Annotated in this window: 2 protein-coding genes and 1 pseudogene; 2 read left to right on the top strand and 1 reads right to left on the bottom strand. The window is 31.7% G+C overall.

Annotation, left to right across the window (positions count from 1 at the left end; translation table 11 throughout):
• Positions 1–276, top strand: a pseudogene (locus tag V7164_RS25600) (manganese catalase family protein); the annotation flags it as partial.
• 75 nt (positions 277–351) lie between these two features.
• On the top strand, positions 352–606 hold the full coding sequence (locus tag V7164_RS25595) for a WGxxGxxG family protein (RefSeq protein ID WP_335346213.1): 255 nt from the start codon (positions 352–354) through the stop codon (positions 604–606).
• A 290-nt stretch (positions 607–896) separates the two neighbouring features.
• Here V7164_RS25595 and V7164_RS25590 read toward each other — a convergent pair whose 3' ends face one another.
• The gene (locus tag V7164_RS25590) at positions 897–1,064 is read right to left on the bottom strand and encodes a hypothetical protein (RefSeq protein ID WP_335346214.1); all 168 of its coding nucleotides are present in this window, start codon (positions 1,062–1,064) and stop codon (positions 897–899) included.
• Positions 1,065–1,377: the final 313 nt, after the last annotated feature.

Here is a 1,377-nt window from a genome sequence, read left to right as displayed (position 1 = left end):
TTACTTAGTATAAGGGGAGAAGAAATTATATTCTGCCCAAATTACGATATAAATAAATATCCTGAATGTAGAAAATATGTTGAAATGGGATTTCACAATACTCAGTTTAACTTTAAATTGGATGAGACAAGAATAAGTGAGATTTTTCAAGGTCAAACACCCAGTCGGAATGGAGGAGATCTTTCAGTTACAGAACCTCCAAAAGGTTATCCGGTTCCATTAATGCCGGAAATGCCTAACGAACATAGTCCTGGAACAAGTGACATGAATCATTAAAAATGTTTATTCCTGCATAATTATTGTTAAAAATGCAAACTTTAAATTTATACCTATGAATGGAGGAAAAAACTGGTGTTAAAAAAAATTCTAAGTTCAACTTTTGCCCTATTATTTACTTCTATTCTTTTTGGGACTTCAATAGGAAATGCTCAAAACCTAACCACAGACTTCTACAACCAAAAAGAAGGTAACAAAGTCATGCATGTTGCTCAAAACGGCAATAACAATGATATTAACGCTGATGACGATGACGATATGGATTGGGGTTGGATTGGCTTAATTGGTTTAGCCGGTCTTTTGGGCTTAAGAAGAAACGATAGGAAATAAAAGATTAAGCATTTTATTGTAAATCTTATTGTGATTTAAAACATTTAAGGTCCTTTTAATTTCAACAGGACATATCCAAAAAAAGTTGTATTCAATTTACAAATTGTGGGTAATTTAAACTATGAGCTAAATTTAACCCCTATATTGAGCTCTACAGGGCAGGGTCCAAAAAATCCAAATCATACCAAAACGCATGCCTTGCCCTGTAAACAAAATGCTTATTTTGTTTGGTATTTTTTATTTAATAGTACTAGCCTAAAATTGAATAGACAAAGTCCCAGAACCTTCCTCTAGAATACCGTTATTAAGAGTAAAGTTAGGAGGTAGGTAATCCCGTATGGGTCAAAATCTTTAGCATCCTCTGGAAGTTCTACTTTAATATTTCCAGTTATGATTATTCTTAATATCCAATGAAAAAAGACAAGTATTAGACAAATAAATGATGGATTTTCTCCCATAAAACCCCTCCAGTAAACAGGGAACATTAAAACATTCACCATTTTAAATCTAACACCTATTACTTTATTTGATATTTAATTTAGTTTATAAGTAAAATAGCTAATAAAGGTGATAAAATTAAGGTAACTACTACACTTTGGATAAATGTTAAGATGATGTCCTTTTTCCAAGTGTTACCTTTTAGGTAGCGATTATTTATTCTTTGAAATAAGAGAAACGCTCCCCACCAAATTAATAAAGCATAAATAACTGAACCAAAACTATCATAAAACAAGTTACCTCACACCCCTTATCAGCTATATTAATTACTTC

The sequence above is a fragment of the Bacillus sp. JJ1474 genome (genome assembly GCF_036965225.1).
Lineage (GTDB): Bacteria > Bacillota > Bacilli > Bacillales > Cytobacillaceae > Cytobacillus.
Note: the sequence above shows the minus strand (reverse complement) of the source record. Positions and strands in the feature narration are given on the sequence as shown.

What these genes read in the sequence shown, in the direction of transcription:
- V7164_RS25590 (WP_335346214.1), bottom strand. Translation starts at nt 1,064, where the DNA reads ATGGGAGAAAATCCATCATTTATTTGTCTAATACTTGTCTTTTTTCAT.